Consider the following 22348-nt stretch of genomic DNA (forward strand, 5'->3'; position numbering starts at 1 on the left):
TCGGTGGCAAGAGGTTCGCGAGCAAGCTCGCTCCTACAGGGCTTATCCGGCTCGCTTCAACAACAGGGTGCCGAGGAAGGCGCAGATCGCCGCCGGTACCAGCACCGCCAGCAGCGGCGGGAAGTTGAACACCTGGCTGGACGGGCCGAGCAGGTCCTGGGCGATGCGGAAGGTGAAGCCCACGAGCACGCCGGTGAACACGCGCTGACCGAGGGTCACGCTGCGCAGCGGGCCGAAGATGAACGAGATCGCCATCAGCACCAGGGCGGCCGTTACCAGCGGTTGCAGGATCTTGGTCCAGAACGCCAGCCAGTAGCGGTTCGAGCTCAGGCCCTGGTCCTGCAGGTAATGGATGTAGCCCCACAGGCCGGTGATCGACAGCGCTTCGGGCTCCATCACCACGGTGTTGAGCAACTGCGGGCTGAGCTGGATGTTCCAGGTCTCGCTCGCCGCGCTCACCACTTCACTGCGTTTTTCCGCGGCGTGCAGCACGCTGGTGGTCACGTCCTGCAGTTGCCACTGGTTGTTCTCGAACACGGCCTGGCGGGCGAAGCTCGCGGACTGCAGGCGGCGGTTGTCGTCGAAGTTGTAGCGGGTCACACCCAGCAGCACACCGTCCGGGCGCACCACGTTGATGTGGATGAACTCGTGGCCCTGGCGGTGCCACAGTCCCGACTTGGAGCTTTGCGAGCCGTTGCCGCTCTGGGCCAGGGCGCGGCCGCTCTGGGCGGCGGTTTCGGTGTAGGGAATCACGTACTCGCCGATCAGGATGCCGGCAAACATCAGCACCAGCATCGGCTTCATCACCGCCCAGACGATGCGCTGCAGCGATACACCGGCGGCGCGCATGATGGTCAGCTCGCTGTTGCTGGCCAGGGTACCCAGGCCCACCAGGCAGCCGATCAGCGCGGCCATCGGCAGCATGTCGTAGGCGCGGCTGGGCGCGGTCAGCAGGACGAACTTGAGCGCCTCGCCGAGGGTGTAGGTGTCGCTGATCTGCCCCAACTGGTCGACGAAGGCGAACAGCTCGGCCAGCCCGAGAATCACCCCGAGCACCGCGAGAATGGAAACGAAGACGGTCGTGCCGATGTAACGATCCAGCTTACGCATGCTTCAGCTCCCCGCCCGACTTCGCTCGCTTGGCGGCCAGCTTCAGACGCAGCGGCTCCCAGTACAGCAACAACAGGCCAATGGCCAGGAATATCCCGTGGATCCACCACAAGCCGAGAGCCATGGGGATCTTGCCCTTGTCGAGCATGCCGCGCCCGGCGATCAGCAGGGCCAGGTAGGCCATGTACAGCAGCACCGCCGGCAGCAGCTTGAGGAAGCGGCCCTGACGCGGGTTGACACGCGACAGCGGCACCGCCAGCACAGTCACTACAAACACCAGCAACGGGATGGACAGGCGCCACTGCAGCTCGGACTGCATGCGCGGGTCATCGCTGCCCAGCAGTTCGGAGGTGGGGATGGCGTCGCGGTCGTCGATCTCGCTGCTCACTTCCGGCTTGGGCAGGAGCGCGGCGTAGGTGTCGTACTTGATCTCGCGGTAATCGGCCTGGCCAGGCGTACCGTCGTAGCGGTAGCCATCCTTGAGGATCAGGTAGCGACTGCCGTCCGCGTGGATTTCCTGCACGCCGGTGGTGCCGACCAGTACCGAAGTGCCGCCGTCCTTGCCGTTGCGCGGGCGGTTCTTGTCGGAGATGAACACCCCGCCCAGCTCTGTCCGTTCGTTGGCCAGGGTTTCGGTATAGGTCACCCGCGTGCCGTCGCGCATCGACTGGAAGCGCCCCGGCGCCAAGGTGTCGAACTCGGTCATCGCGTCCTGCTTGTTCAGCAGCAGCTGCATCTGGGTGATGCCCTGGGGCGCCAGCCACAGGCTCAACCACGCCACCAGCAGGGCGATGAACAGCGCCGGCGCCAAGGTGATGGCCAGCAAGCGCTGCTGGCTCATGCCGGTGGCGGTGAGCACGGTCATCTCGCTGTCCAGGTACAGGCGGCCATAGGCCAGCAGGATGCCGAGGAACAGGCCCAGCGGCAGGATCAGCTGCAGGAAGCCCGGCAGGCGCACGCCCATGATCATGAACAGCGAACCCGGATCGAGCAGGCCTTGGGCCGCCTGCGCCAGGTACTTGATGAAACGGCCGCTCATGATGATGACCAGCAGCACGGCGCTCACCGCGCTCATGGTGATCAGCACTTCACGGGACAGGTAACGGAAGACAATCAAACCGGACACTCCAGGGTTGTCACGCTCAGGCGGCTACGCTCAAACTAGCCGCCGTGAAGCATTGCCGGGTGCGCGCGGACGCGACCCAGCGCAAATAGCCGGCATTATCCTGCGATTCGCCAGGCCTGTCACTGCGCAGTCCATCTTCATTCGCAGACCATTCTGCTCTTTGTCCCGGGGACACTCAGCCATGGAATTCCTTGTAAAAAGCGTACGTCCGGAAACTCTCAAGACCGCCACCCTGGTCATCGCCGTGGGCGAAGGCCGCAAGCTTGGCGCCACCGCCAAGGCCGTCGACGAAGCCACCGGCGGAGCCATCGCCAACCTGCTCAAGCGTGGCGATCTGGCAGGCAAGGTGGGCCAGACTCTACTACTGCAGGATTTACCCAACCTTAAGGCCGAGCGCGTCCTGCTGGTCGGCGCCGGCAAAGAGCGCGAACTCTCCGACCGCGCCTACCGCAAACTGGTTTCCGCCGTCCTCGGCAACCTGAAGAACCTGGGCGGCGGCGACGCCGTCCTGGCCCTGGGCGACCTGGCCGTGAAAGGCCGTAATGCCCATGGCAAGGCCCGCCTGCAGGTGGAAACCCTGGCCGACGGCACCTACGTCTTCGACCGTTTCAAGAGCCAGAAGGCCGAAGCGCCGAAGCTGAAGAAAATCACCCTGCTCACCGACAAGGCCGATACCGCTGCCGTCGAGCAAGGCGCCAAGGAAGCCCAGGCCATCGCCAACGGCATGGCCCTGACCCGCGACCTGGGCAACCTGCCGCCAAACCTCTGCCACCCGACCTTCCTCGGCGAGCAGGCCAAGGCGCTGGGCAAGGAATACAAGGGCCTGAAGGTCGAAGTGCTCGACGAGAAGAAACTGCGCGAACTGGGCATGGGCTCCTTCCTCGCTGTCGCCCAGGGCAGCGACCAGCCGCCGCGCCTGATCGTGCTGCAATACAACGGCGCGAAGAAGAAGGACGAGGCTCCGCACGTCCTGGTCGGCAAGGGCATCACCTTCGACACCGGCGGCATCAGCCTCAAGCCAGGCCTGGGCATGGACGAGATGAAGTTCGACATGTGCGGCGCCGCCTCCGTGTTCGGCACCTTCCGCGCCGTGCTGGAGCTGCAACTGCCGATCAACCTGGTGGGCGTCATGGCCTGCGCCGAGAACATGCCCAGCGGCGGCGCCACCCGTCCGGGCGACATCGTCACCACCATGAGCGGCCAGACTGTCGAAATCCTCAACACCGACGCCGAAGGCCGCCTGGTGCTGTGCGACGCGCTGACCTATGTCGAGCGCTTCAAGCCGCAGTCCGTGGTGGACATTGCCACCCTCACCGGCGCCTGCATCGTCGCCCTGGGTTCCAACACCTCGGGCCTGATGGGCAACAACGACGCGCTGGTCAAGCAACTGCTCAAGGCCGGTGAAGTCGCCGACGACCGCGCCTGGCAACTGCCGCTGTTCGACGAGTACCAGGAGCAGCTGGACAGCCCGTTCGCCGACATCGCCAACATCGGCGGGCCGAAGGCCGGCACCATCACCGCCGGCTGCTTCCTGTCGCGCTTCGCCAAGAAGTTCCACTGGGCGCACCTGGACATCGCCGGCACCGCGTGGATCAGCGGCGGCAAGGACAAGGGCGCCACTGGCCGCCCGGTTCCGCTGCTGACCCAGTACCTGCTGGACCGCGCCAAGTAATGGCACAGTGCAACCTGCCGATGGGATCGAACGCATGACGCGTGTAGATTTCTACGTCATTCCCAGCGCCGATCCCGACGCACGCCTGACCATCGCCTGCCGCCTCGCCGAAAAGGCCTGGCGGCAAGGCATGCGCATCTTCGTGCTGTGCAGCGACGAGGCCCAGCGCGAAGCGCTGGATGCCCGGCTGTGGAACTTCCGGGGCGAAACCTTCATCCCACACAATGCGGTGGAAGAAGACGCCGACTCGCCGATCGTACTCGCCCTCGGCGAGCCGCCGGAGAGCCACCGGGACCTGCTGATCAACCTGACCCTGGCCATCCCCGTCTTCGTCGACCGCTTCAACCGGGTCGCCGAACTGGTGATCGAGGAACCGGCGATTCGTCAGGCCGCGCGGGAGAATTTCCGTCGCTACCGCGAGCAGGGCTATCCTTTGCAGGATCACCGCCTGCCGCGCCCTTGAGAGCGTCTCCGCCAAGACCATGGACAACCGCAAGCCCCCGCACGACCCCGACCACCTGCTGGAAGACCTGAAGAAGATCCAGGACCTGCTGGACGAGTCGGGCGCCGAGCCGCCCCTGCTCACCGAATCCTTCGAGCCGGATAACATTCCGCTGCTCTCCGACGTCGTCACGCCCGCGCCGCAGGCGCCGGAGCCGGCCGTTGCGCAACCCGCCGCGCCGCAGGCATCGCCTGCAGCCAGCGAGCTGAGCCGCCTGGACCTGGAGCTGCGCGCCGCCGCCCAGCTGATCCTGCAGGACGTCCTCGACGACTTCGCCCCACAGATCGAAGCCGAACTGCAGCGCCGCCTCGAAGCGCGCATGCAGCGCCTGCTGGCGCAGCGCAAGCCCTGACTGCCAAACCCGATCCCTCTCTGTAGGAACGAGGGAGCGCCTAGCCCTTGCTCGCGAAGCTTCATGCCCGAACCATCAGGCATCAGGCGGGTTCGCGAGCAAGCTCGCTCCTACAGCCCCCTTTGGGCGCATGGCCATCCGCGCCGGTGGCCTGAGCGCCCCGCCTCCCGTTATACTCAGCGGTTTTCCGTCTAGCCTTATCAGGGTCCCGCCGCGCTCATGGACAAGACCTACCAGCCCCACGCCATCGAATCCCACTGGTACCCCCTGTGGGAGAAAGAGAACTACTTCGCCCCGCAAGGTTCCGGCGAGCCGTACACCATCATGATCCCGCCGCCGAACGTCACCGGCAGCCTGCACATGGGTCACGGCTTCAACAACGCCATCATGGACGCGCTGATCCGCTACCGCCGCATGCAGGGCCGCAACACCCTGTGGCAGCCGGGCACCGACCACGCCGGCATCGCCACCCAGATGGTGGTGGAGCGCCAACTGGCCGCGCAGGGCATCGCCCGTCATGACCTGGGCCGCGAGAAGTTCCTGGAGAAGGTCTGGGAATGGAAGGACCAGTCCGGCGGCACCATTACCCGCCAGATTCGTCGCCTGGGCTCCTCCGTGGACTGGTCGCGCGAGCGCTTCACCATGGACGACGGCCTCTCCGAAGCGGTCAAGGAAGCCTTCGTGCGCCTGCACGACGACGGCCTGATCTACCGCGGCAAGCGCCTGGTCAACTGGGACACCAAGTTCCACACCGCCATTTCCGACCTGGAAGTGGAGAACCACGACGAGAAGGGCCACCTCTGGCACCTGCGCTACCCGCTGGCCGACGGCAACAAGACCGCCGACGGCAAGGATCACCTGATCGTCGCCACCACCCGTCCGGAAACCATGCTGGGTGACAGCGCCGTCGCCGTGCACCCGGAAGACGAGCGTTACGCCGCTCTGATCGGCACCTTCATCGACCTGCCGCTGGTGGGCCGGCGCATCCCGATCATCGCCGACGACTACGTCGACCGCGAGTTCGGCACCGGCTGCGTGAAGATCACCCCGGCCCACGACTTCAACGACTATGAAGTCGGCAAGCGCCACAACCTGCCGCTGATCAACATCTTCGACAAGAACGCCGCCGTGCTCGGTACCGCCCAGGTGTTCCAGCTCGACGGCAGCGTCAACGCCGAGTTCGACGCCAGCCTGCCGGCCGCCTACGCCGGCCTCGACCGCTTCGTCGCACGCAAGCAGATCGTCGCCGACTTCGAGGCCGCCGGCCTACTCGAGAAGATCGACGACCACGCACTGAAAGTGCCCAAGGGCGACCGCTCCGGCACCGTCATCGAACCCTGGCTGACCGACCAGTGGTACGTCTCCACCAAGCCGCTGGCCGAACCCGCCATCGCCGCCGTGGAAGATGGCCGCATCCAGTTCGTGCCCAAGCAGTACGAAAACATGTACTTCAGCTGGATGCGCGACATCCAGGACTGGTGCATCAGCCGTCAGCTGTGGTGGGGCCACCGCATCCCGGCCTGGTACGACGATGCCGGCAACGTCTACGTCGGCCGCAACGAAGCCGAAGTCCGCGCCAAGCACAACCTGGGCGACGCCAACCTGCGCCAGGACGAAGACGTACTGGACACCTGGTTCAGCTCGGGCCTGTGGACCTTCTCCACCCTCGGCTGGCCGGAACAGACCGAGTACCTGAAGACCTTCCACCCCACCGACGTGCTGGTGACCGGCTTCGACATCATCTTCTTCTGGGTTGCGCGCATGATCATGCTGACCATGCACCTGATCAAGAATGGCGATGGCACCGCGCAGATCCCGTTCAAGACCGTCTACGTCCACGGTCTGGTACGCGATGGCCAGGGCCAGAAGATGTCCAAGTCCAAGGGCAACGTGCTCGACCCGCTGGACATCGTCGATGGCATTACCTTGGACGAGCTGCTGGAGAAACGCACCAGCGGCATGATGCAGCCCAAGCTCGCCGAGAAGATCGCCAAGCAGACCAAGGCCGAGTTCCCCGAAGGCATCGCCAGCTACGGCACCGACGCCCTGCGCTTCACCTTCTGCTCGCTGGCGTCCACCGGTCGTGACATCAAGTTCGACATGGGCCGCGTCGAGGGCTATCGCAACTTCTGCAACAAGCTGTGGAACGCCGCCAACTTCGTCATCGAGAACACCGATGGCAAGGACACCGGCGTGAATGGCGAGCCGGTCGAGCTGTCCTCGGTGGACCGCTGGATCATCTCCGCTCTGCAGCGCACCGAGATCGAAGTCGCCCGTCAGCTCGACGCCTTCCGCTTCGACCTCGCCACCCAGGCCCTCTACGAGTTCATCTGGGACGAGTACTGCGCCTGGTACCTGGAACTGGTCAAGCCGGTGCTGTGGGACGAAAACGCGCCGATCGAACGTCAGCGCGGCACCCGTCGCACCCTGGCGCGCGTGCTGGAAACCGCACTGCGCCTGGCGCACCCGTTCATGCCGTTCATCACCGAGGAAATCTGGCAGCGCATCAAGACCGCCGCTGGCAAGTCCGGTGACACCCTGATGCTGCAACCCTGGCCGATTGCCGACGAGGCGAAGATCGACGCGGCCGCCGAAGGCGACATCGAGTGGGTCAAGGCCCTGATGCTGGGCATCCGCCAGATCCGCGGCGAGATGAACATCTCCATGGCCAAGCGCATCGACCTGGTACTGAACAACGCATCGCCCGAAGACCACCGTCGCCTCGCCGACAACGAGCCGCTGCTGATGAAGCTGGCCAAGCTCGAGACCATCCGTGTGCTGGACGAAGGCGAAGAACCGCCGATGTCCGCCACCGCGCTGGTCGGTGATCTGCAGGTACTGGTACCGATGGCCGGCCTGATCGACAAGGCTGCCGAGATGGCGCGCCTGGACAAGGAAATCCAGCGCCTGGAAGGCGAAGTCAAACGCGTGGGCGGCAAGCTGTCCAACGAAGGCTTCGTCGCCAAGGCCCCGCCGGAAGTGATCGAGAAGGAACGCGCCAAGCTGGCTGAAGCCGAGCAGGCGGTGACCAACCTGATCCAGCAGCGCGAGAAGATCGCCAGCCTGTAAGTGCCACCACAAGGCCCGCCAATGCGGGCCTTGTGCTTTCCGCAGCCCTCTGTAGGAGCGAGCTTGCTCGCGAACCGCCCAGCTCCAGGCCTGTTCGCGAGCAAGCTCGCTCCTAGAGTCAGCTTCTAGTACACCGCCCCCACCGGATACACGTAGGCATTCACGTCATAGAACGGCGTGCGCTGGTAGAACCACTGCAGGCGCGCCTGGGCGTCCTTGGCGAAGGCCTTGTCGTCCTTGAGCTTCTTCTCGAACTCGGCCTTGAGCTTCGGATCCTCGGCGAGCATCTTGCGCGCCATCGGCTCCATCACGTACTCCTCCGGCTCCTCGGCCACCACCAGGGTCGAGTTGAAGAAGCCCCAGGACCAGAACGAGTCCGGGCTTTCCGCCGTCAGCAGGTTAATCGCCAGCACGCCCAGCGGCTGGTCGGTATCGATCACCACCGAGCCCGCCGGGTAGGTCTGCAATCTCTGGAACGGCTTGCCCACGCCGCTGACCAGCAGGTGCCCCTCGTAGCCGGGAATCTCGTTGGTGGCGGCGCGGTCAGGCTCGAAGCCGCCCGCCAGCTTGATGTCGTCCATGCGGTTCAGGGTCACCTCGATGGGCGTGGCCTTGTCCAGGGTCTTCATCTGGATTCCATGGGACTTCAGCCGAGCGATCACCTCGCTCCATTGCACCGGCACCACGAACTGCTTCGGCCGCTTCACCACCAGGTCCGGCACCGAGTTGTCGCTGATCGGCACGTTGAGTTGCTTGGGCTTGTTGCTCCAGACGATGGTCTTCTTGCCGGTGATCGGTGATTCCTCGTAGCGGTAGTCGCCGACGGTGAACGGCGTGTGCTGCTCCTTGCCAGGCTTCCAGGTGAGGATCACCTCCTTCTGCGCGGCCAGGCGCTCGCGGTCCTTGGCGATGGCCTGCTTGAGCGATTCGGCGTTGTCGCCGATCACCTGGAACATCGCCTTGAGCATCACATAGTTGCCCAGCACCTGGGTTTCATAAGGATGCAGCGCGTGCTGCTCGATGAGGATCGACGGCACGTTGCGGATGTCGCCGTATTGGTTGGAGAAACGCGCCAGGTCCGTGCGATAGGGGTAATAGCCTTTGGTCGGGTCCTGGTTGTCGTTGAAGCTGATGCACTCGTGGACCACATGGCCGTCGCCTTCCAGCTCCTTGTACACCGGTGGCCGCATGACCTTGTCCATCCACTCGCTGGAGGCCGGCGACCAACCATTGCCGTTGTGGCAATAGGAGCTGTCGTAGGGGTACATGGCGCCATCGGTGGAGTGGGTATCGGCGAAGAAGCTCAGGTCATACTGGTTGAACACCGAGGCGACGTTGCGGATTTCCGCGCTGTCGAGCTTGGTGAAGTCGCGGTTGAGGTTGTAGTTCAGACCGTTGACCCGCCAGCCGGTGACCTCCGGGCCGTTCTGGTTGATCCGCCCGTAGGGGCTGCGGCGCAGGTCGCCGTCGATGTTCACGGTGGGGATGAAGACGATGTTGATCTTGTCCAGCAGCCCCGCCAGTGGCTTGTCGCCAGTGGTCATGTCACGCAGCAGCATGAACATCGCATCCTTGCCGTTGGCTTCGCCGGGGTGGATTTCCGCTTCGACGAAGATGGTCGGCTTGCCGGACTTGTTCAACCCCGCCACGGACTTGTCCGCCTCGCGGCTGGCGGTCACCAGCAGCATCGGCTCGCCGGTGGCGCTGTTCTCCGGCAGGTCGCTCAGGGTGACGGCGCCGCCGGAGGCATCCGCCAGCTTCTGCAACCAGGCGCGGGTCTGGTGGTAATCGGAAGTTTCCTTGAAGCCGCTGGATTCGGCCAGGGTGATCAAGGGATTGTCGGACTTGGCGATGTACTTCGTGCTGGTGAGCTTCTGCTCGAACATCGCCGGGAGGATTCGGGTCTTGGCCGCGGCGCTGTAACCGCTGTCATCGACATACCCCGGCGCCGAAGGCAGGGCGGCGTATAGGGGCAGGCTGGAGGTGGCGAACAGGCCGGCGAGTAGCGCTCGGGACGAAAGGGGGTACATGGGAGGGTCTCCTTCTGCAACAAAACGTCCTGCGGACGCAGGTGCGTCCGTGCATCAACCATAGTCAACCCTGGGCAAATACCAGCGCGGTTCGTCGTCGCGCCCTGCGTCGCCGAGCGGCCCGGCTGCCCTGAATGGCCGCCGGCGCCGCCTGTTGATGTCGGCAACAGCGACTCAGTGCAGCTGGATCCGCCACCATAGGCGTTCCAGCCAGGAGCGCTGACGCCTTGCCAGCGCCGCGGCCAGTCTGCGGCGCAGCCGACGATAGACCCCGTGGCTGCGACTGCCCGCCGCCTGCCGGCGCGCCAGTTCGAATTGCCCCTGCGCATGACGCGCATGCCCACTTTCGCGCGCCTCGCGATAGCCCTCCGCCAGGTGCCACAGGCAGGCGTAGTAAGGCCGCAGCGACTCCACGGGAATCACCGCCAGGCCGCTGGCCAACGCGCCCAGGTCATCGCTGATCGCGTGATCGACAGTCAGCCACAACCGGGCCTCCAGGTTGCCGTCATCCAGGGCAAGGGCGCGCCGGGAGACTTCGCCCGCCTCCTCGTCCCTGCCCAGCTCGCGCAGGCCCAGGGAAAGGTTGTCCAGCGCCCAGGCCGGTGCGTCGTTGCGCTCGCGCCAGTCGCCCAGCATGCTGGTCAGGGTGTACCACTCGTCATGGTTGGAGAGCGCGTAGCTGGCATGGGACCAGATCCGCATGTCTCTTTTCATCGTTTCGCGCAGCAGGTAACAGGTGCTGCGCAGCACCGCACTATCAGCGGGGCGGTCGGCCAGCAGGCCCAACATCGCCACGGCGAGATTTCCCTGGCGGTCCTTGGGCAGCATGCGCTTGAACGCCCTCAGCAGGCCCCCCGGCACCAGCGCCCCAGCCTGGCGGCGCAGCCAGGCGCGAGCGGCGACCGTATTGGCGCTGCCCTGCTGCAGGCTTTGCTCAACCTCCTGCACCAGAACATGCTCGCGCGCGGCCCCCATTACGGCGTCTTCGGCCCGGCTCCAGACTTCCCCGACGTCCTCGTCACTCTGCGCGAGGCGTTTCAGGCCGTCGCGAAGGTGCGCGGCGAAACGGTCCTCGGCCACACCGAGGCGCACCATCCGCAGATCGAGGGCCGGCCCCGTCGTGTGGACGGCCATGGCGTGCAGCATTTCCTCGCAGGCGACAGTCGCCTGGCGATCCAGGCGCAGGTCGAACAGCTGGAACCAGGCGAACGGGTAGTTGGCGTCCAGTTCCAGGGCGCGCTCGAAGGAGGCCTCCGCCTGGGCAGGCTGCGCGGCGGCGACCAGCGCATGCCCCAGGAAGCCATGGGCCATCGCCAGTTGCGGGCGCAGTGCGACCATCTGCCGGGCGGCTTCGACATAAGGCGCGGCCTCGCCATCCTCGTCGTGATAGTCGGCCAGTTGGCGCCAGCCTTCGAAGAAGTTTTCCGCCCGCGCCAACAGTTGCCGCAGCGCGCCAACCGCCTCCCGGTTCCGCCCCGCGGCGCGCTGGGCGCGAGCGCGGTACAACTCGAACTCCACCGGCGCGTTGCCCTGCCAGGGCGGCCCATCGAGCCACTGGCCCACCTCCTCGAAGCGGCGCTGCTCGATCAGCCATTTCAGATAGCCCTCTCCCGCCGCCCAGCCGAAAGGCGCCAGGCGCAACGCTTCACGCAGGGCCGCGCCACGCTCGTCACCCTGGCTGAGTTCGGCCAAGGCCTGCCAGGCGGCCGGATCGCCGGCGCGCAGTTCCACCAGTTGCCTGGCCAGCGTGACGGCCGCTTCCGGCGTGCGCTCGCGCTCGTCCAGCTCTCGCAGCTGATTCCACGCCCACTGGTTATCCGGCTCTTCCTTCAGGGCCCTTTCCAGCGCCTCGCGCTGCTTGACGAAGCGCTCGACGCGCCCCAGCAGATATGCCTGCCAGACCCGCAAAGCAGTATTCTCCGGCTCGCGCAGCAGCGCACGCTTCAGCAGCGCCAGCCCCGGCGCCAGCTCGGCATCTTCCTCCAGCAGCGATTCCAGGTAGGTGCGAATGGCCGGAACCCAGACGAGGTTGATGGCGAAGCTCTTCTCCAGCACCTCGCGACACGCGGCAAAGTCCTTCGCGACAAGGTGCAGCTGGGCCAGCTCCAGGTAAAGGCGCGGCAGCAGAGGGAAGCGCTCGATGGCGCTGCTCAGCAGGGTGCTGGCGGCCTCCTGCTGGCCGCACGCGCGTTGCTGGATCGCGACCGCCAGCCAGGCTTGCCACAGGTCGGGGCGCTGCGCCAGCGCCTCCTGCAGCGTCTGCAGAACCGCCTCCGCTTCGAGCAGTGGCTGCGCGACGCGCTGGTAGCCCAGCAGGCCGTCACCAAAGGTCACCTGCCGCCTGAGCTGGTCGGCCACCAGGGTCAGCGCCTGCAGGCTTTCTTCCCGGCTGGCGGCCAGTTCCACTAGTGTCTCGATGGCGTAGTCGTTGTCTACCGAGCGCTCCAGCGCCAGTCGCAGGTATTCCCGCGCCATCTCGCGCTCGCCGCGCCGCAGGCGCACGAAGGCCATGGTCGAGGCACCGTTAGACGAACGCGGTTCCAATCCAAGCGCGACCTCGGCCTGCTCCAGCGCCTCATCGCCGCGCGCCTGGTTGGCCAGGTTGACCGCCAGTTCGCGCAGCGCCCAGGGATAGGCCGGGTTGATCGCCAGCAGATGGCGCAATGCGCGCTCCTTGTCGACCAGCGGCTCGCTCGAAAGCCATCCGTAGTGCATCTCCGCTACCCCGCAGTGATGGGGGTAACGGGCCACGAGGTCAGCCAGGTGCGCAAGTGCCGCCGCCCGTCCCTGGCGCTTCTGCAGCAGATCGGCGTACAGGCGTTGCAGGCCCAGGTTGAGCGGCTCCTGCTCGAGCGCCTCGCCCACCTCCTGCAAGGCCAGATCATGGTCGGCGCCACTGCGCTGCAGGTGCCAGGCGTGGGCGCGCACCCAGCGCCCGCGCTGGCAGCGCGACTCGGCCCGGCGCAGGCAGGCCTCGGCTTCCTCGAGCCGGCCGTAGCGCCCATAGGCGTCCGAGGCGTACAGCAGCAGTTCAGGGTCCTCGGGCAGTCGCGCGAGCCCCCGCTCCAGCAACGTGAACATCTCCTGCACGCGCTCCAGTTCATCGAGCAGTTGGCACAGACTGATCACCGGCCCGCTGTTGCGATTTCCCAGGCGTTCAGCCCGTTGCCGGAGGAATTCCAGCGCCACTTCGCCCTGGCGCAACCAGCGGCTGGAGCGGAAGAAGGCCAGCGCGTGGCCTTCATTGAACTCATCGAGGCAGGCGGCAACCCGATACAACTCGGTGGCCTCCTCCTGCCGGCCCTCGCCCCAGAGCAGCGAAGCAAGGCCCTGCCAGGCCGTCGCCAGCGTCGGATGACCATACAGGGCCCGCTGGAAAAGCGCCTGTGCCTGCGCCTGGCGGCTACCGTCCTCGGCGAGGAAATGCGCGTGGCGCACCAGCACCCAGACGTCCGCGCTGTGCTCCGCGATCTGCGAATACCACTCCTGCTGTTCCGCGCGGGTCGCCAGCTGCTCCAGCGACGACGCCTTGGACAACCTCAGGTTGGCGTCCTCGGGGAACATCCTCAGCAATTTTTCGGTGGCCGCCAGGCGGCCCGCCTCGCTGCCGTCGTACCCGGCCAGGGCTCGTTCGGCCTGTGCCGTCAGGCGGTCATCGGGCCAGTGCTGCAGCATCCTGGCGAGTCCTTCCCGCGCCTGTTCCCGATGATGCACTTCCAGGGCGCCGATCACGGCGTAATAGGCATCCCACTGCGCCGCGTCGGGAAGCTCCAAGCCCTCCAGCCGCGCTGCCTCGTCAGCCGGCAGCATCAGCATGCCGCGCGGACCGAAAGCCTTGCGTTCGGCAAAGAAGGATTCGGCGAGCAGTTCGTTGTAATCGCGTTGAGATGGATCGCGCAGCAACAAGGTGCCACGGGGGGCGTCGTAACCGATGACAGCCTGCAGGTGTCCGCTGCCGGTGGTCTGCGTGGTGAGAGTGAACGGGATGCCGCGGTCTATGAGCGCGACACAACTACCCCAGTCGACAGTGAACTCACGCGCCAGCCAGCCATTGCGCTCGGCCCAGTTGCGCTCCGCGAAATGTGGTGTGCCGTCGTAGCAAATCTCCTCCGCGACCTGCAGATGTTCGACACCTCGCCCCCAGAACCGGGCGATCGCGGTCAATGTCGCGGGGCCGCAGGTGACGTGGTGCTGCCGAACGAAAGATACCGGCAGCAGGCGACGCTGCCCCTGGGGCGCCCGCAGTTTTTCAGCGATCCCCTGGTAGAAGCCAGGGCCGGCCTGTTCGGCATAGTGCCGGCCGTTTTCGTAGTCGCCGCGCAGGCAGGCGATATCGCAGTAGCGCGCCGCATACCAGCGCTTGAGCCCTGCGTCGTTGAGGATGGCGCAGGCCTCGGCCCGCCGCAGGGTCTGCTCGGCCTCGTCGAGGCGCTGATGCTCGATCAGCCACCCGCCAAGCTGCGAGAGCAATGCCGCGCTCTGGGTGTCCCGGGCCGCAACCTGCAAGCGCGCCATAGCCTCGGCGTCGCAGCCCAACAGCATCTCCATCGACGCGGCCTGTTGCTGGGCCGCCCGGTAATCGGGCCAGGTTTCCAGCACCCGCTCGCAGGCCTGCAACGCCTCGGCGAAGCGGTCCTCCTGTTCCAGGCAGTAAGCCTGCTCGACGTGCAACCAGGCTTGCCCCGGGCTCAACTCCAGGGCGCGCTCCATGGTCTCGCGGGAGCGAGTGAAGTCGCGCAGATGTGCAGCCTGCAGCGCGATGAAAGACAGCCACTCCGCCTCTTCATCGGCGGTGCCGTGGAGCGGAGCCAGCTGATGGATCCAGCGCCAGACGAAATAGTGTCCGCGCCGCGACAACAGCTCTCGCCCATGCACCAGACAACCGGCATAGCTGCGTCGGTCGGCACGCCAGGCGCGCCAGGCGAAAACCCGTGCCAGCCGCTGCGCCCCCAGGTGCCGCAGCAGTCGCGAGGCCAGCGCCAGGGCCTGCGGCCCCCGCCACTCCTCCAGCGGCCCCAGCCTCAAGGCCTGCTCGTAGGCATCCTGAAATCTGCCGATGTCGCACAGCCGCTCGATGTGCGCGATGTCCGCGACGCTGCCCGCCGCGACGCAGGGTTCCAGATCGAATCCGTTCATTGACTACGCCCTCCCAGATGGCAGGAAGATAGTGCCGTGCCCTCGAAAGATCGACCAGTGTCTTTTTGCCGACAGCCAGGTTCGGCCCGCTGTGGCGCCATTCCTTGCCGGAATGACCTCCGGAAGAATCGTCGCTTGGAAGGCGCCGCTGCTTGGCTGAAGATCACCGGCACCCGTCCCCCCTCAAGCGAACAGCCATGCCAGACTCTCCAGCCCGCAACGGCGGCCAGATCCTCGTCGATGCCCTGCTGCACCACGCCACGGACACCGTCTACTGCATCCCCGGCGAAAGCTACCTGCCGGTGCTCGATGCCCTGCACGACGCCGCCGATATCCAGACCATCGTCACCCGCCACGAAGGCGCCGCCTCGAACATGGCCGATGCCTACGGCAAGCTCACCGGCCGGCCCGGCATCTGCTTCGTCACCCGGGGGCCGGGCGCGACCCACGCGGCCAACGGCGTGCACACGGCGATGCAGGACTCGACGCCGATGATCCTCTTCATCGGCCAGGTGGAAAGCGCCTTCAAGGGCCGCGAGGCCTTCCAGGAGGTGGACTACCGGCAGATGTTCGGCGGCCTGGCCAAGTGGGCCACCGAGATCGATGACATCCGCCGCATCCCCGAAATCGTCGCCCGCGCCTTCCGCGTCGCCCAGTCCGGGCGGCCCGGCCCGGTGGTCATAGGGCTGCCGGAGGAAGTGCTGTTCGGCGCGGCACAAGTCGCTGATGTGCAGCCGACGCCGATTACCCGCGCCGCTCCGAGCGCCGACGCACTGGCCGAACTGCGCGAGCGCCTCGCCCGGGCAAAACGCCCGCTGCTGATCGTTGGCGGCACCGGCTGGACCACCGAAGCCTGCCAACAGGTACGAGCCTTCGCCCGCGCCAACCATCTGCCGCTGGTGGCCTCGTTCCGCCGTCAGGACCTGATCGACAACCGCGACGAGCAGTACGCCGGCCAACTCGGCTTCGGCGCCTCGCCCATGCTCAGCGCGCGCGTCCAGGAAGCGGACCTGTTGCTGGTGCTCGGCTCGCGCCTGAGTGAAACGCCCAGCGCCGGCTACACCCTCATCCAGAGCCCACGCCCATTGCAGTCGATGATCCACGTCTACGCCGACGCCAGCGAACTGGGCCGCGTCTACCAGGCTGACCAGACCATCGAATCCGGCATGCCGGAGATCGCCGCCGCCCTGGCCGGCCTCGCGCCTCTCGCCGAAACGCCGTGGGTCGAATGGACCGCCGCTGCCCGCGCCGATTACCTCAGCTACATCACCCCGCCGCAGAACGCAGAACCGCCGCGGGGCGTGGACCTGACGCAGGTCGTCCAGTACCTGAACGAGACGTTGCCGGACGACGCCGTGGTCAGTAACGGGGCCGGCAACTACGCCGTCTGGGTGCACCGTTTCTACCGCTATCGCTCGCCGCGCAGCCAGCTCGCGCCCACCAACGGCGCCATGGGCTACGGCTTCCCCGCCGCCATCGCCGCCAAGCTGCGCGATCCGCAGCGCAGCGTGGTGTGCTTCGCCGGCGACGGCTGTTTCATGATGTACCCGCAGGAACTGGCCACCGCCGTGCAATATGGCGCCGCGCTGACCGTCATCGTGGCCAACAACGGCATGCTCGGCACCATCCGCATGCACCAGGAGCGCGAATACCCTGGCCGCATCAGTGCCACGCAACTGCGCAACCCCGACTTCGTCGCCCTCGCCCGCGCCTTCGGCGTCCATGGTGAACTGGTCGAACGCACCGAGGATTTCGCCGACGCCTTCCAGCGCGCCCAGGCCAGCGGCAAGCCGGCACTGATCGAGCTGCGTACCGATCCGCGGCAGATCACCCCGGTCGCACGGCTGCCCTGAGGACTTTTCGCTTCACACGCAGCAGCGCAGGCTTCGCTAAGCTGCACCGGGTCAAGGCATTGCGCCCGCGCCAGCGGGCACAATGGCGCCGAAAATCCGCTAGGGAAGCGCATGAGTCTGCAACTGATCTGGGTCCTCGCCCTGCTCGCCACCGCCGTCGGGCTGTTCGTCATCAACCGTCCGCGGATGGACGTGGTCGCCCTGCTGGTGATGGTCGCCCTGCCACTGTCCGGCATCCTCAGCGTGCAGGAATCGCTGGCCGGCTTCGCCGATCCCAACGTCATCCTGATCGCCGCGCTGTTCGTCATCGGCGAAGGCCTGGTGCGCACCGGCGTGGCCTACCGCATCGGTGAATGGCTGACCCGCCGGGCCGGCGCCAGCGAGACGCGCCTGCTGGTGCTGCTGATGCTCGCCGTGGCCGGCCTGGGCTCGGTGATGAGCTCCACCGGCGTGGTCGCCATCTTCATCCCCGTGGTGCTGAGCATCGCTGCGCGCCTGCACGTGTCGCCGCGCCGGCTGATGATGCCGCTGAGCTTCGCCGGGCTGATCAGCGGCATGCTCACCCTGGTCGCCACTGCACCCAACGTGGTTATCCACAGCGAGCTGGTGCGCGAAGGTTCGAAGGGCTTCGGCTTCTTCAGCTTCACGCCGTTCGGCCTGGTGGTGCTGGTGCTCGGCGTCGGCTACATGCTGGTGGCGCGGCGCTGGCTGGGTGATGACAGCGACGACGACAAACAGAGCGTCAAGCGTCGCACCCTCAGCGACCTGATCCGCGACTACCAGCTCGCCGGCCGCGAGCGCCGCCTGCGCATCCGTGCCGACTCGCAACTGGTGGGCATGAGCCTGGGCGACATCGAACTGCGCGCCCGCGCCGGCACCAACGTGGTCGCCATCGAGCGCATGGTGCACTTCCGCCTGAAGATCCTCAGCCCCAGCGCCAACATCGTGCTGCATGCCGGCGACGTGCTGCTGGTGGATATCTACGGCGACCGCAGCGACCTGCTGGGCATGTACCACGAATTCGGCCTGGAGCCGCTGAGCCTGCAGGGCGACTACTTCACCGAGCGCGCCCACGAGGTCGGCATGGCCGAAGTCACCCTGCCGCCGGAATCCGCGCTACAAGGCAAGAGCGTGCTGGACCTGGAATTCCGCAGCCAGTTCGGCCTCAACGTGGTCGGCCTGCGGCGCAACCGCGAAGCACTGGTGGAAGGCCTGCTGGACGCCAAGCTGAAGGTCGGCGACACGCTGCTGGTGATCGGCGGCTGGAAGGAGATCCGCCAGTTGCAGGCGCGCGCCCGCGACTTCCTGGTGCTCAGCCTGCCCGCCGAGGTCGATGAGGCCGCCCCTGCCGCCAGCCAGGCGCCACACGCGCTGTTCAGCCTGGCGGTGATGGTGATCCTGATGGTCAGCGGGCTGGTGCCCAACGTCATGGCCGCACTGATCGCCTGCCTGCTGATGGGCGCGTTCCGCTGCATCGACATGGACAGTGCCTACCGTGCCATCCACTGGCAGAGCCTGCTGCTGATCGTCGGCATGCTGCCCTTCGCTCTCGCCCTGCAGAAGACCGGCGGCATCACCCTGGCGGTCAATGGCCTGGTCGGCGCCCTCGGCGGCGCGGGAACCTATGCCATCCTTGCCAGCCTGTTCGTGCTGACGGCGGTGATCGGCCTGTTCATCTCCAACACCGCTACCGCCGTGCTCATGGCTCCGGTCGCCATCGCCACGGCCAAGGCCCTGGGGGCATCCCCGGAAGCCTTCGCGATGATCGTCGCGCTGGCCGCGTCGGCCGCGTTCATGACGCCGATCTCCTCGCCGGTGAACACCCTGGTGCTGGGGCCGGGGCGCTATCGCTTCGCCGATTTCGTCAAGGTTGGCGTACCCTTCACGATTCTGGTGATGATCGTCAGCGTTGTGCTGGTACCCTGGCTGCTGCCGCTGTAGCAGTCCACAAAGGAATGTCCCGATGGAAGTCAGCAAGACCAAAAGCAGTTTCTACCGTCGCCTGTACGTCGCCTGGCTGATCGACAGCGGCACCGCGACCAGCGTCCCGGCGCTGATGGAGGCCACCGGCATGCCCCGCCGCACTGCCCAGGACACCCTGGCCGCGCTGGCCGACCTGGATATCGACTGCGTCTTCGAACAGCACGACGGCGAGCGCAACAACGCAGGTCACTACCGCATCCGCGATTGGGGCGCCATCGATCCGCGCTGGATCGCTGCGCACCTGCCGAAGATCAAGGACATCCTGCAGTACCCCTGAGCCCGCCCGCATGCTTGCCGTCCCACCCGCCCTCTGGCGCATTCGTCGACTGATCCTGCTGCTGGCCTTCGCCGTGGTGCTGGTTCTGCTCTACCGCGCCAGCGGCCTGCACGAAGAGTTCAGCCTCGACTACCTGCGCAGCGAGCTGACCGACAACCGCCTGCACGGCCTGCTGCTGTTCGTCGGGCTGTTCGCCCTGGGCAACCTGCTGCACATCCCCGGCCTGCTGTTCCTCGCCGCCGCCGTGCTGGCCATGGGCAAACTCTGGGGCGGGCTGATCACCTATTGCGCGGCGGTGTTCTCCTGCGGCTTCACCTTCCTGGTCGTGCGTGCTGTCGGTGGCAACGGCCTGCGCCTGCTGAACAACAAGCTGACCCGCGCAGTGTTCAGCCATCTCGACCAGCGCCCCGCCAGCAGCGTGTTCCTGCTGCGTCACGCCTTCATCACTTCACCGACGCTGAACTACAGCCTGGCGCTCTCGGGCATCGGTTTCTGGCCCTACATGCTCGGCACCCTGCTCGGCCTGCCGATACCGCTGCTGCTCTGCTGCCTGCTGTTCGACCGACTGAGCAACGTGCTGCTCGGCTGAAGCGCCCATCTGTGGGAAAATCGTCCACCGCTTCCCTGCCCTGCGCGCCCCCATGTCGAAACCGCCAAAACCGTCAAAACGTCCCGCCGCGCCCGCGAAACCTGCCCAGGCGCTGCGCGATCCCGCTGCCAAGCGACCGAACCTGCTGCACCCGCGCAACCGCCACCAGGGCCACTACGATTTCCCGGCGCTGATCGAGGGCTGCCCGGAGCTGGGCCGTTTCGTCATCACCAACCCCTACGGCAAACCAAGCATCGACTTCGCCAACCCCGAAGCAGTGCGTGTGTTCAACCGCGCGCTGCTCAAGGCGCAATACGCTATCGGCCAGTGGGACATTCCCGCCGGCTTCCTCTGCCCACCGATCCCCGGTCGTGCGGATTACGTGCACTACCTCGCCGACCTGCTCGCCGAGGAAAACGGCGGCAGCGTGCCGCGCGGGCCGGATGTGCGCGTGCTGGACATCGGCGTCGGCGCCAACTGCATCTACCCGCTGATCGGCCACCGCGACTATGGCTGGCGCTTCCTCGGTTCGGACATCGAGCCGGCCGCCCTCGCCTCCGCCCACGCCATCGTCAACGGCAATCCGGGCCTGGCCGATGCCATCGAACTGCGCCAGCAGCACGATCCGAAGCACATCTTCCGCGGCCTGCTCGGTGCCGCTGAGCGCTTCGACGCAACCCTGTGCAACCCGCCCTTCCATGCCTCGCCCGAGGAAGCCAGCAGCGGCAGCCGGCGCAAATGGAAGAACCTCGGCAAGCTCGACCCGTCGCGCCAACTGCCCAAGCTGAACTTCGGCGGGCAGAGCAACGAGCTGTGGTGCGAAGGCGGCGAGATCGCCTTCCTGCGCAAGCTGGCGGCGGAGAGCGCCGAGGTCGGCCAGCAGGTGCGCTGGTTCAGCTCGCTGGTGTCCAAGGCCGGTAACCTCGACGACTTCCGCCGTGCGCTGAAAAAGGCCGGCGCCATTTCCATTCGCACCGTGGACATGGCCCAGGGGCAGAAACAGAGCCGCTTCGTCGCCTGGACCTTCCTCGAGCCGGAACACCGCCGAGCCCAACCGTAGGGCGCATAACGCGGCACGCGTTATGCGCCGTCGTCGAGAGCTGGGCGGATAAGCGCCGCTATCAGACTTCGGCTGCCATGGCCGGTATGCGCTCCCGGCCCAGCAGCAGGAACACCAGCCCGGCAACGAGGAAGGTCACGCCCGCGAGCAGTTGCAGCACTCGGCTGAACACCGCCACGTAATCACGGCGCAATTGCTCAGGCGCCAGCTGCGGCAGTTGCTCGACCACCGCCGCCAGGTTGCCGATGGCCAGCTGGTTGGCGCTCATCAGCCGATCCACCGTGGGCAACCCCAGCGGCTCCAGCTGCGCCGCGATCAAGGTCGCCAACAAGGCACCGACCAGCGCGATGGCCACCGCATCGGCGGACACCCGCACCGTGTTGAAGATACCGGTGGCCATGCCCGCGCGTTCGCGCTCCACCACGCTCACCGCCAGCCCGTCCATCAACCCCCAGGGCAAGCCGATACCGATGCCGATTACCAGCAACGGCGCATCCGGCGCTATGCCCGCCTCCAGGCTGCGCGCCAGCCAGAGCAGCCCGCCCGCCACGATCAACAGCCCGATCGCCGACAGGCTGCCCGCACTGAAATGCTTCGCCAATAACGCCGCAACAAAGGGCACCACCAGCAGCGGCGCCGACAACGCCAGCATGGTCCAGCCTGCCTGGAGCGCGCCCTGCCCCTCGATACCGATGAAGCGCCCCGGCAGCAGCACGATCAAGACCACGTAGGCGAACGCCGGCGACGCACCCAGCAACTGCACGCCGACGAAGTGCCATTGGCTGAACAGCGACAGGTCCAGCAATGGGCGCTCCACACGCTGCTCGATGACGATGAACGCCGCCAGCAGCAGGGCGCTCGCCACCAGGGTGACAATGACCACAAGGCTACTCCAGCCCTGTTCCGGTGCCAGCAACAGACCGTAGGTAAACAGGCTGAGCGCAGCGGTAAAGCTCAGCGCTCCCGGCCAGTCGAGACCGCGCGCCTGCGGGTCTCGTGTCTCGCGGCAATGGCGCACCACCACCGGCACCGAAGCCAGCGCGCAAACCGCTGGCACCAGGAACACCCAGCGCCAGCCCGGCCCATCGGTGAGCCAGCCGGCGAGTAACGGGCCGAATGCAAGGCCGACGCCGAAGGTAGTGCCCAGCAGGCTGAACACCCGCGTGCGGATCGGTCCGTCGAACTCCTGTGCCAGCGCCGCCATGGCGGCGGCGAAGGCCGCCGAACCACCGGCGCCCTGCAACAGGCGCAGCACATCGATGGTCGCCACCGAACCGGCCAGAGGAATCGCCAGCGTAGTGACGCAGAACAGCGCCAGGCCGACCAGCCAGACACGCTTGCGCCCATACACGTCCGCCAGGCTGCCGGCCGCCATCATCGCCGCGCCGTAGGCCAGCACGTAACCGTTGACGATCCAGTTCAGCGCCACGGCCGAGCCGCCCAGTTCAAGGGCGATGGCTGGCAACACCACGGCAGGGCCGGTGAAGCAGAGAGGAATCAGCACCGCCGTCAGGCTGGCCGCCAGCAACAGCAGCCAGCGCGACGTGGCGGGCTGGTTTTCGGAAGTGTCGTGGGAAGGGTTCATGGTG

The 22348-nt window shown here is 66.5% G+C and carries 14 protein-coding genes; 9 read left to right on the forward strand and 5 right to left on the reverse strand.

What is annotated here, in order from left to right:
* Positions 1 to 42: 42 nt before the first annotated feature.
* Both lptG and lptF read right to left on the reverse strand, forming a co-directional pair.
* The gene (gene lptG / locus ACNFH5_RS04780) at positions 43 to 1110 is read right to left on the reverse strand and encodes an LPS export ABC transporter permease LptG (protein WP_416744563.1); all 1068 of its coding nucleotides are present in this window, start codon (positions 1108 to 1110) and stop codon (positions 43 to 45) included.
* Positions 1103 to 2227, reverse strand: a complete 1125-nt coding sequence (gene lptF / locus ACNFH5_RS04785; protein ID WP_416744564.1) for an LPS export ABC transporter permease LptF — start codon at positions 2225 to 2227, stop codon at positions 1103 to 1105. Before lptF ends, lptG begins: the two co-directional genes overlap by 8 nt.
* Before the next feature lie 190 nt (positions 2228 to 2417).
* On the opposite strand from lptF, the gene ACNFH5_RS04790 reads away from it, so the two are divergent.
* From ACNFH5_RS04790 to ACNFH5_RS04805, 4 genes are all read left to right on the forward strand, one after another.
* Positions 2418 to 3908, forward strand: coding sequence for a leucyl aminopeptidase (locus ACNFH5_RS04790; protein WP_416744565.1), 1491 nt, complete (start codon positions 2418 to 2420; stop codon positions 3906 to 3908).
* A 34-nt stretch (positions 3909 to 3942) separates the two neighbouring features.
* Positions 3943 to 4371 (forward strand): DNA polymerase III subunit chi, encoded by a 429-nt coding sequence (locus ACNFH5_RS04795; protein WP_416744566.1) that lies wholly within the window; start codon positions 3943 to 3945, stop codon positions 4369 to 4371.
* Positions 4372 to 4390: 19 nt separating this feature from the next.
* Positions 4391 to 4762: a DNA polymerase III subunit chi gene (locus tag ACNFH5_RS04800; protein ID WP_416744567.1), complete on the forward strand. Its 372-nt coding sequence runs from the start codon at positions 4391 to 4393 to the stop codon at positions 4760 to 4762.
* A gap of 219 nt (positions 4763 to 4981) precedes the next feature.
* A complete protein-coding gene (locus ACNFH5_RS04805) occupies positions 4982 to 7831 on the forward strand; it encodes a valine--tRNA ligase (protein ID WP_416744568.1) in 2850 nt (949 codons plus the stop codon).
* A 125-nt stretch (positions 7832 to 7956) separates the two neighbouring features.
* Here ACNFH5_RS04805 and ACNFH5_RS04810 read toward each other — a convergent pair whose 3' ends face one another.
* Together ACNFH5_RS04810 and ACNFH5_RS04815 are read right to left on the reverse strand one after the other, a co-directional pair.
* Positions 7957 to 9861 (reverse strand): M14 family metallopeptidase, encoded by a 1905-nt coding sequence (locus ACNFH5_RS04810; RefSeq protein ID WP_416744569.1) that lies wholly within the window; start codon positions 9859 to 9861, stop codon positions 7957 to 7959.
* A gap of 174 nt (positions 9862 to 10035) precedes the next feature.
* Complete coding sequence (locus ACNFH5_RS04815) at positions 10036 to 14997, reverse strand: C39 family peptidase (RefSeq protein WP_416744570.1); 4962 nt, start codon at positions 14995 to 14997, stop codon at positions 10036 to 10038.
* A gap of 197 nt (positions 14998 to 15194) precedes the next feature.
* On the opposite strand from ACNFH5_RS04815, the gene ACNFH5_RS04820 reads away from it, so the two are divergent.
* From ACNFH5_RS04820 to rlmF, 5 genes are all read left to right on the forward strand, one after another.
* A complete protein-coding gene (locus tag ACNFH5_RS04820) occupies positions 15195 to 16850 on the forward strand; it encodes a thiamine pyrophosphate-binding protein (RefSeq protein ID WP_416744571.1) in 1656 nt (551 codons plus the stop codon).
* Positions 16851 to 16961: 111 nt separating this feature from the next.
* Positions 16962 to 18791, forward strand: a complete 1830-nt coding sequence (locus tag ACNFH5_RS04825) for an SLC13 family permease (RefSeq protein ID WP_416744572.1) — start codon at positions 16962 to 16964, stop codon at positions 18789 to 18791.
* A gap of 22 nt (positions 18792 to 18813) precedes the next feature.
* The gene (locus ACNFH5_RS04830; RefSeq protein ID WP_416744573.1) at positions 18814 to 19110 is read left to right on the forward strand and encodes a winged helix-turn-helix domain-containing protein; all 297 of its coding nucleotides are present in this window, start codon (positions 18814 to 18816) and stop codon (positions 19108 to 19110) included.
* Between the two features lie 10 nt (positions 19111 to 19120).
* Complete coding sequence (locus ACNFH5_RS04835) at positions 19121 to 19699, forward strand: VTT domain-containing protein (protein ID WP_416744574.1); 579 nt, start codon at positions 19121 to 19123, stop codon at positions 19697 to 19699.
* 52 nt (positions 19700 to 19751) lie between these two features.
* Positions 19752 to 20759, forward strand: coding sequence for a 23S rRNA (adenine(1618)-N(6))-methyltransferase RlmF (gene rlmF / locus ACNFH5_RS04840; RefSeq protein ID WP_416744575.1), 1008 nt, complete (start codon positions 19752 to 19754; stop codon positions 20757 to 20759).
* 61 nt (positions 20760 to 20820) lie between these two features.
* Here the strand turns inward: rlmF and ACNFH5_RS04845 are convergent, their stop codons facing one another.
* The gene (locus ACNFH5_RS04845) at positions 20821 to 22344 is read right to left on the reverse strand and encodes an MFS transporter (RefSeq protein ID WP_416744576.1); all 1524 of its coding nucleotides are present in this window, start codon (positions 22342 to 22344) and stop codon (positions 20821 to 20823) included.
* Between the last annotated feature and the right edge of the window lie 4 nt (positions 22345 to 22348).

The sequence above is a fragment of the Pseudomonas sp. NY15435 genome, assembly GCF_048068295.1.
In the GTDB taxonomy this organism is placed as follows: domain Bacteria; phylum Pseudomonadota; class Gammaproteobacteria; order Pseudomonadales; family Pseudomonadaceae; genus Pseudomonas.